The 8936-nt window shown below is 31.2% G+C and carries 9 protein-coding genes and 2 pseudogenes; 4 read left to right on the forward strand and 7 right to left on the reverse strand.

Translation table 11 applies throughout. The annotated features are described in order from the left end of the window. Together JJE11_RS09175 and greA are read left to right on the forward strand one after the other, a co-directional pair. A pseudogene (locus tag JJE11_RS09175) lies at window positions 1-199 on the forward strand (hypothetical protein); the annotation flags it as partial. 267 nt (window positions 200-466) lie between these two features. Continuing rightward, window positions 467-934 (forward strand): transcription elongation factor GreA, encoded by a 468-nt coding sequence (greA, locus tag JJE11_RS09180; RefSeq protein WP_291634804.1) that lies wholly within the window; start codon window positions 467-469, stop codon window positions 932-934. A 125-nt stretch (window positions 935-1059) separates the two neighbouring features. Here the strand turns inward: greA and JJE11_RS09185 are convergent, their stop codons facing one another. From JJE11_RS09185 to JJE11_RS09205, 5 genes are all read right to left on the reverse strand, one after another. Further along, on the reverse strand, window positions 1060-1614 hold the full coding sequence (locus JJE11_RS09185) for a hypothetical protein (protein ID WP_291634806.1): 555 nt from the start codon (window positions 1612-1614) through the stop codon (window positions 1060-1062). A gap of 469 nt (window positions 1615-2083) precedes the next feature. Continuing rightward, window positions 2084-2956, reverse strand: coding sequence for a hypothetical protein (locus tag JJE11_RS09190; RefSeq protein ID WP_291634808.1), 873 nt, complete (start codon window positions 2954-2956; stop codon window positions 2084-2086). 17 nt (window positions 2957-2973) lie between these two features. Continuing rightward, on the reverse strand, window positions 2974-3342 hold the full coding sequence (locus JJE11_RS09195) for a response regulator (protein ID WP_291634809.1): 369 nt from the start codon (window positions 3340-3342) through the stop codon (window positions 2974-2976). 283 nt (window positions 3343-3625) lie between these two features. After that, a complete protein-coding gene (gene lon / locus JJE11_RS09200) occupies window positions 3626-6016 on the reverse strand; it encodes an endopeptidase La (RefSeq protein ID WP_291634811.1) in 2391 nt (796 codons plus the stop codon). A gap of 147 nt (window positions 6017-6163) precedes the next feature. After that, the gene (locus JJE11_RS09205; protein WP_291634813.1) at window positions 6164-6727 is read right to left on the reverse strand and encodes a TetR/AcrR family transcriptional regulator; all 564 of its coding nucleotides are present in this window, start codon (window positions 6725-6727) and stop codon (window positions 6164-6166) included. Window positions 6728-7023: 296 nt separating this feature from the next. Between JJE11_RS09205 and JJE11_RS09210 the strand changes: the two genes are divergently transcribed. Both JJE11_RS09210 and JJE11_RS09215 read left to right on the forward strand, forming a co-directional pair. After that, on the forward strand, window positions 7024-7158 hold the full coding sequence (locus tag JJE11_RS09210) for an aspartyl-phosphate phosphatase Spo0E family protein (protein WP_291634820.1): 135 nt from the start codon (window positions 7024-7026) through the stop codon (window positions 7156-7158). A 72-nt stretch (window positions 7159-7230) separates the two neighbouring features. Beyond that, a complete protein-coding gene (locus JJE11_RS09215; RefSeq protein WP_291634815.1) occupies window positions 7231-7596 on the forward strand; it encodes a YopX family protein in 366 nt (121 codons plus the stop codon). Between the two features lie 103 nt (window positions 7597-7699). Here the strand turns inward: JJE11_RS09215 and JJE11_RS09220 are convergent, their stop codons facing one another. Beyond that, entirely contained in the window at window positions 7700-8497 is a 798-nt protein-coding gene (locus JJE11_RS09220; protein WP_291634818.1) for a pyruvate, water dikinase regulatory protein, read from the reverse strand. 162 nt (window positions 8498-8659) lie between these two features. Further along, window positions 8660-8936 (reverse strand): annotated as a pseudogene (locus tag JJE11_RS09225) (hypothetical protein); the annotation flags it as partial.

Genomic DNA, 8936 nt, shown 5'->3' on the forward strand with positions numbered 1-8936 from the left:
ACTATTAACAAAACCTGTTCTTGCAACTCTTAAAGATTATGAGCAGCAAAAGAAGATGGGTTTGGATCCTGTTTTTATTCCTGAAAGATGTGGTATTAAAGGTGCTGAAGCATGGAATGACATCACAGCACAGAACTATCCTGAACAGCTAGCCGCGTTGAGGGAAAAGGAAGATGTTACTAATACTATGAGTTTTTAAGATAAGGACAATGTTATCCATACTCACTTAAAAAAGGAGAGAAATCCGCTATTGAGATTTCTCTCTTTTTTAGATAAGCAAAATTATTATCACTTAATAAAAGTTAAATAAGCATAAACTTCATGATTTCATTTATAATTTTCATGAAAATGTGATATAATAATTCTTTATTGTCTTATCTACATTCAAATAAATTTAATAGGTCTAATTTGTTTGAATGTATAGAGCAACATCATATATGAAAAATTTGTTAGGAGTGACAACATTATGAAAACTACAATATTAACACCTAGTGGAGTAATAAAATTAGAAGAAGAATTAGAACTTCGTACTGGGGAAAAAAGAAGAGAAATAACAGCAGAAATTAAGGAAGCAAAGAGCCATGGTGATTTAAGTGAAAATGCAGAATATGATGCAGCTAAAGATGATGAAGCAACCAATAACGATAGAATCATTATGATTCAAGAGTTGCTTCGAAACTCTACAGTAGTAGAAGACGACAGTAGTGATGATCAGTTAGGTCTTGGTGGAGAAGCTGATATTAAATTTCTTGATACAGATGATGTTGAAAAAGTATGCCTAGTATCTACAGTAGAGACAAATCCAGAATTAATGTATATAAGTATTGAATCACCACTCGGCATGGCAATATATAAAAAGGCAATCGGTGAAACGTGTATTGTTGTAGCACCAGAAGGTAATTACGAAGTACTTATAGAAAAAATCTACGAATAAGAGAAAATAAATTATTAAATTATAAAAGGACCTCTATAAAATCAATTGATTTTATAGAGGTCCTTTTATAAAATATAAAATTAGGTTAGAGTATAAAAATAGTGAGAACACATAATTCCCACTAGCTAATTATCTACATCCGCATATGAAACTGGTACATTATTTATTCCAAGTTCTTGTGCTGCAGCATATTGATCATGTCCTGACACTATTACAAGACTTCCTTTTTTAACTATAATAGGACTGCTAAATTTATTATTATTTTTCATATAGTTTAATGCTTTGTTTTTTGAACGTTTTATTGATAAATCTTCATCATCATTTACTAGCTTTGAAATATCCATTATTTCATCAGTTCCAGCTGGCATTTCACAGTTTAAATCGATTTGTCCATTTTCATCCTTTAACAAATGGAATATTTTAATTGATGATGCTTCTACTGAAATAAATGGGGTACCTTTGCTATTTACACATGCTTTTAATTCACCCTTAATCACAAAATAATTCACATCCGTCATACCTATTATTGCATCTCTCCAATATTCCCTTTTTACAATTACTCTATAAACCGATTCCATATTGTCATAAGTACCTATTTTAAATAGTAAATTGACATCTCCATTCACTAGCTTAGTTGTTTTTACAGGTAATCCCTTTATTATAATCTCGCTTTTATTCATAACTTAATTCTCCCTTATATTGTATATTTTTTTAGACTAATTTACCATCCTAATTTGTTGCTTTTTAAAGATACCTCAGCTCTCAAATACTAAATAATAAAACACCTAGAAAGCACATAACCCCTTCTAGGTGTTTTTAACTGTTTTGCAATTTAATCCCAGATTAATTTTCACACAAGTATAATTGCTTATGGCTATATTAGATACTTTTAGATGTTTTTTAACTATATAAATTCTATCATTATAAGCTAACACAGACCTCACCTCTTCCTGAAATTAAAAATATTTATCGATAAATTACAATTACTATTTTCATTATCTTTAATTATGTATTCATTGTAACATTTTATGCATAGAATAACAATTTAAATCTATATCAATAGTATAAGGGGTTTTAAAAAGAAAGACATATTTTTTTCAGTATAAATAATCGACAAGTAGTTACTACCTGCCGATCAAATAATCTATGCTACAAATGAGCTATTATAAGTTCCATTCTACCAAAAGGTAATTCTATTGGAAGCACATATGTAGAATCAACTGTCTTATCGAAAGCCACTGACTGGGACTCCATGTCTAATTCTATTCCTACATTAGACATCCCTACAAGATACAATCCGTTGTTTAAGTTTAAAAACTCGCCTACAGAATCTTTAGTCATTTCATCCACAATAGATAACTCTTCCTCTGCATATCTAGACGCAATTAGTGCAAACACTTTCTCTTCTGCATTAATATAAGTCTGTAAATTAATTGAGTTTTTTATTCTTTGACTTACTGCACATTTTGTTTTGCATTTTTCAACCTTCATAATTTTATTTGTATAAACCTCTGAATCAATAAATCGAATTATATTTCGCATAAATAAAGCAATGTAGTGTTTTATTACTTTCCCATATTTATCCTCATCTAAATTCACATAAATATTTATGATTTCCTCTACGTCGTCTCTTTGCAACGCATCAAACTGACGCTCAGAAATATTATATTTTTCCTTATACTCATAAATTGCTTTTTCAAACTCATCAAGAGACATATAGTTTTTATCTATTGAAGCTTGTGCCAATAAAAGATGACCAAATCTTTGGGATGATAGCAATTCTTCTACTTGCTCCTCTTTTAAATATGCCTTGTCTACAGCTAGCTCGCCAAATCGTTTATCAGCTTTTGCTTGCATTTGGTGTACCTCACTGGCCTGCTGCGCATTCATATATCCTGCATTTATAGCTAAAACGCCTAGCTTTAATCGAACTGACTGTTGATATTCTAACGATGCCTTTAATTGCTCAGCTGTTAGGTATTTTTCATTTAATAAATATTGACCAAAATATTGACTAAACATATCTTCACTCTCCTCGCTTATTTTAGATTAAGAAGGATCTTATTAATTTGTTCCTTCTCCCAAGGCTTTTGCACAAATTCAAATGCCCCTGCTTTTATTGACTCTTTTACATTTTCTTTTGTGCCAGCTGAAGAAGCCATTACTACTTTTGCATCTTTATCAAATTCAATTATTTCTTTAACTGCTTCAATCCCATTTTTAAAAGGCATAATAATATCCATAAAAACCAAATCTGGCTTACTCTCTTTGTACATATTTATTGCTGTTTGCCCATCATCAGCTTCCATAACATCATCACACCCACAACTTTTTAATACCGCTCTCAACTTTTTTCTAATTAGCATAGAATCATCACATATTAATACTTTCAACAAATTTTCTGCCATTTAAACTCCCCCTCATTTTAATATACAAAATTATTATTTCTATACATACTTTCGGCAAATTTCCATAAATACCTTTTTTCCCTGCACTTTATTTTAGATGAAAAAGTCCAAAATATCCATGATAATAATTTACGTAACCCTTTCTCTTTCAAAGTTCCTTACGCTCAGAACTTCAATTATTTATAAACGCCAATTAAGCAACAAAAACTGTTGTAGTTTTCGTTGCTTAATTGGCCTTATAATCTTTAAAAGATACTTATATTTGTTTACTTTTTATCATCTTCTACAAAACTGTAATGTCCTTAAAAGTTCCTTTAGTAGATATACTTGGATTAAATACATGTTCTACTCTAGGTAATGATATTCCTAAAGTTTCCCTAAGAACGTCCTCTACTGTTTCAACTGTTTTGATAGTTAACAGGCTTTTTACTTCTTCTGGTACATCCTTCAGGTCAATTAAATTATCCATTGGAATTAATATTTTTGTTATCCCAGCTCTTTGGGCTCCGATTAACTTTTCCTTAAGTCCACCAATTGGAAGCACTGCCCCTCTTAAAGTAATTTCGCCTGTCATTGCAAGCTTTGGATCCACCTTTATGCCTGTAACAAGTGATGCAAGTGCAGTGAATAATGTAATCCCAGCTGATGGGCCATCTTTAGGAACAGACCCTGATGGAACGTGAATATGAAGATCTCTTTCCTTAAAGTTTATAGAATTCATTGGTAACCTTGACTTAAGTAAGCTTAAAGAAATCTTTGCTGATTCTTTCATAACATCTCCTAATTGCCCCGTTAAAGTGACTTGTCCACTTCCAATCATGTCTGTAGCTTCAATGAAGAGTATCTCTCCACCTACAGCTGTCCATGCAAGTCCTGTAACAACTCCTGGTGGATTCTCTCTCTGAGCCTTATCATGACTTGAAACCTTTCTTCCAAGTAAATCATCTAACTCGCCTACGGTAACTCTGAATGGTAATTCTACCTTCTTAGACACAATCTTCTCTGAGGTAATTCTTGCAAGTGTAGCCAACTGTTTTTTAAGTCCGCGAACCCCAGCTTCCCTTGTATATTCACTAATTATTTCTTGCAGCGCTTCGTCTTCAATAACTAACTGCTCATTATTTAATCCATGTTCTTCAAGTATTTCAGGTATTAAGTGATTCTTACCAATATGAAATTTTTCATTCATAGTATAACTAGATATATTAATTATCTCCATTCTATCAAGAAGTGGCCTTGGAATGCTTTCTAGGGAGTTAGCTGTCGCTACAAAGAATACCTCTGACAAATCGTAAGGTAAATCCAAGTAATGATCAGTAAAGCTATTGTTTTGCTCAGGATCTAATACCTCAAGTAGTGCACTGGCTGGATCTCCATTATAGCCAGTCATTAGCTTGTCCACTTCATCTAAAACCATAACTGGATTTATTTCTCCTGCTTTCTTAATGCTTTGAAGAATTCTTCCTGGCATTGCACCAATGTAAGTTCTTCTATGTCCTCTAATTTCAGCTTCATCACGTATTCCCCCTAAACTGAGTCGTATATATTTCCGATCTAGTGCCTGTGCAATACTTTTCCCTAGACTTGTCTTCCCTGTACCTGGTGGTCCAACTAATAATAAAATGGACCCCTTCTTATCATTCTTAAGCTGCATAACTGCTAAATGCTGTATTATTCTATCCTTCACCTTTTCAAGTCCATAATGCTGCTCATCAAGGATTCGTCTTGCTTCTCCTAAATTAATAACTTTAGGATCAGACTTTTTCCAAGGAAGCTTAACTAATAAATCTAAATAGTTACGTACAATGTTGTATTCAGCACTATTTTCACTTTGTCTTTCTAGCTTTTCTAGTTCATCTAATGCAACATCTTTTATTTCATCTGGCATATGAGCCTCTTCAATTTTACTTAAATAATCTTTATCTTTTTTCGCACCTTCAGTTTTCCCTTCATTTAATTCACTTTGGATAGCTTTTAATTGCTCTCTAAGTACTGACACTCTATAATTTTTGTTAGCTTTTTCAGTAAATTTTTCTGCCATCTCAAATTGTAACTTTAGAGCTTCTTTCTGCTTTAAAAGATAATCCATAAATTTCAAGATCCTCTCTTTTAAAGATTGAGTTTCAATCAAATCGTACTTTTCTTGGTTTGAAAGTGGCATAAATTGAGTAAGATGAGCCATGAGTATATTTAAATCCTTTTGCTCGTCTACCATCTTCATAAACTCATCTGAGCCCTTAAAGTTTTCACTAACCTCACGAGTAACCTTTTTCACATACTCTAGCATTTCTTCCATGCTCTTTTCTGTAAGATCTACAATATCAGGTGCAACCTCAAATTCTACACGGATAAAATCATTTTCGATAGTAAGTAATTTTATTTCAACTCTGTCTAATATTTTTATTTTTATTTGGTAACCTTTTTCTTTTTTTTCAATTCCCATTACCTGAAAGGAAACCCCGATGCTATTAAAATCTTCTTGCTTTAGTTGAGTTTGAATAAAGTTTTGCTTTAGTGGTAGCGCAATACTAAATTGCTCCTCTTTACCTAAATTTTGAAGCTCTCGTTCACTAATTTTATTTAATTTTAAAGTATAAGTCATACCTTGCAATAAAACTATGTCTACTACTGGTATTACCATTCCCTCTTTATTCTTTTTATCTATATTCATCATTATAACCATCCTTTCTTTCAATATCATCCATAAGTACATACTCATTCATAAGTGAATGTTCGTTTAACTATTTATTAAATAATAGCGAGACACTTTGCAATTATAATTCCACAAAACTCTCTCGCTTTAATAAATTAATTTCCCTTTTTATAGAAGTAATGCATCTTGAATTATTCTAATCATCTCTTCAAGAATTTCCCCTTGTTCAACCTCTCCAATGCACTGCTTAATAGCAATTGATTTAACTGGATAAAAAATAATTGCTACCAAATTATCGTTTTGAAGATCTTTAAGCACCCTTTTCTCTTTCATTTCTTCTAACATAATATTTAAATTCTGTATACCTTTCTTTTCTGAACATTGACTAGCTAAAGCTGGGCAACTTGAAAATTGATCTACAAAGTGAAATATTTCTCCATGTTCTTGAATGTAAGTATAATATCCTCTAGCAAGTGTTTCAATAAATTGATGCCCATTAATATCCTTATAAATCTTGCTTAGTAAATAATCAAAAATCTCTTCAGAATACTCATGATATATATCACGAAGCATAATCTCTTTATTCTCATAATAAATATAAACTGTAGCTGGGGAAACCCCGGCCTCTTTAGCAATCTTAGAAATAGAAGTACCATGAAAACCTAATTCAAGTATTAATTTAACAACTGCTTCTTTTATATTTTTTTCTTTTCCATCATCTTTTCTTCTCATTTATTCACCTCTATTACATTCTATAATAAACGACCATTCATTTATTGTCAAGTGGTATTCTTATTGCTAAATCTTATTTTTATAATTATTTTCTCCCCCCACCCTAAAAAATCAATATATTAACGTATATATAAATAGTATTAGGTTTCCTGTTTTCGTATAGACTTTATGGATATTTTTGTTACATAAAAAACATCAATATACGCAACTATAACAGTACTTTATTCGACATATAGTTTAATTTATATTTATATAAATTACTAACAGTTTAGAAAGGAATAATATTTGTGGATAATGTGGCACTTGATATAGAAAAACTTAGAGATGAATTAGAGAGTCTTATCTTGTTAAAAGGCATAAACCATACAAAAGTATTAAAGTTGAGCCAGAGATTAGATAAATATATATTACTGCATTATTTGAAAAAATGATATATTAATTCCCTTGGATTATATGCTAAAAATAACGAATAAAATTATAAAAAGAAAGGCTGGAAAATTAAATTGAGACACTTAAAATTTAGAGTTTGGGATGATTATAAACAAAAAATGAATACTATACAAGGTATGACTTTTGAAGCACAAAGTCTGGTTCCTTCTGCTCTGAAGCTTCCTGGCTTAACCTGGAGACCTGTTGAAGAATTTGAATTGCTTCAATGGGTATACTTATCTGATATCAATGGAGTCGATGTATATGAAGGTGATTTTGTTAAGATTTCTTCTACTGTATACAATGTTATTTGGAATGAAACCATAGTAAATTTTCAGCTTGAAGAGTTTGAAGGGCCTTTGAGCCGTAGTATTATTGATGTTTCTCTCGGAGATATAATTGGTAATAGATTCGAAAATGCGGATTTATGTAATAAATAGTACATTAAGGGGCATTCAAGTAAATAAGAAGTCAGTATGCGAGTCTATTTATTTCCATGCCCCTAATATAAAATAGCAAACAGAAACTGGAAGTTTCTGTTTGCTAATACCCTAAACTATTCATAATAATTAAAGCAGTGTCCTCTATAGCTCTTTTAGTAACATCAATTCTTAAACACCTTGTTCTTTTCATTATTTTTTCTGCATAATCTAACTCGTCGAGTATTCTTGAATCATTAGAATATTGAAAACTAGAATTAAGTCCTTTGAATTTATCCATTCTATGTTTCCTTATTTCGATAAGCTCAAAAATATTTATATTAAGCCCTATAATCCTTTTTGAAGGAATGGTATATAGTTCTTCTGGGACAGGGACTTCAGGCACTAAAGGTATATTTATTGCTTTAATTCCTTTATTAGCTAAATACATACATAATGGAGTTTTTGAGGTTCTTGAAACGCCAATAAGTACTACATCTGCATACTTTATTCCATTATTATCTCGGCTATCATCATATTGTATAGCAAACTCCATAGCTTCTATTCTTTTATAATACTCCTCGTCCATGTTCCATATTGCTCCTGGAACATAGTCTGGCTGCTTATTTAATAACTTAGATGCCAGGCCTATTCCCGGTCCTAAAACATTTGATACAAATATTCCTTTTTCTACACACCTCTGAACTAAAAATTCTTTTACCTCTACCATAATTATAGTCGAAATAACCATTGCTTTAGAATTACTATCTATTTCGCTAATAAAATTATTAACGTCCTCAGCTGTATTGACATATGGTATTCTCTTCACTATTACACTATCTGGAAACTGACTTGCTACTGATTTTGCTACAAGTTCTGCTGTTTCCCCTATTGAATCCGATATCGCATATATTGTTAACATCTTTCGCATCTCATCTACTTTCTTTTGTATTATCTTCTTTTATGAATATAATGTATATGAGTTATATTACTACAAAACAACAAAACAATCTACAAAAGAGGAAAAATTTCTCTCACTCTTTAACTAATAAATACTAATTTAATACATAAATTGAACCTATACCTATTCTTGTGATCCAAAAATAGCTACATTCTGATTATCTAAAACAAATACATTTTCTTTCCATTTTAAAGTATTCAAAACATAACCTAAAGAGTCTGCATTGTATCTTCCAGCTATCTTTTGATAAGCCAATAGCTCATATACTTTATTTGAATCAAAATCCACTGGATATAAGCCACTTATCGGATTTACAAATCCATCGATTGGATTTTTTAGCTTCCCATTTTCATCAAGTGTAATACTCGTAAACCCACCTGTCATTCCATCTTGAATTACA

Origin of the sequence: Clostridium sp. (assembly GCF_016650095.1) — a bacterium.
In the GTDB taxonomy this organism is placed as follows: Bacteria; Bacillota; Clostridia; order Clostridiales; family Clostridiaceae; genus Clostridium_AD.

Coding starts and splice junctions, on each gene's coding strand:
- greA (WP_291634804.1), top strand. CDS start 467: ATGAAAACTACAATATTAACACCTAGTGGAGTAATAAAATTAGAAGAA.
- JJE11_RS09185 (WP_291634806.1), bottom strand. CDS start 1,614: ATGAATAAAAGCGAGATTATAATAAAGGGATTACCTGTAAAAACAACT.
- JJE11_RS09190 (WP_291634808.1), bottom strand. CDS start 2,956: ATGTTTAGTCAATATTTTGGTCAATATTTATTAAATGAAAAATACCTA.
- JJE11_RS09195 (WP_291634809.1), bottom strand. CDS start 3,342: ATGGCAGAAAATTTGTTGAAAGTATTAATATGTGATGATTCTATGCTA.
- lon (WP_291634811.1), bottom strand. CDS start 6,016: ATGATGAATATAGATAAAAAGAATAAAGAGGGAATGGTAATACCAGTA.
- JJE11_RS09205 (WP_291634813.1), bottom strand. CDS start 6,727: ATGAGAAGAAAAGATGATGGAAAAGAAAAAAATATAAAAGAAGCAGTT.
- JJE11_RS09220 (WP_291634818.1), bottom strand. CDS start 8,497: ATGTTAACAATATATGCGATATCGGATTCAATAGGGGAAACAGCAGAA.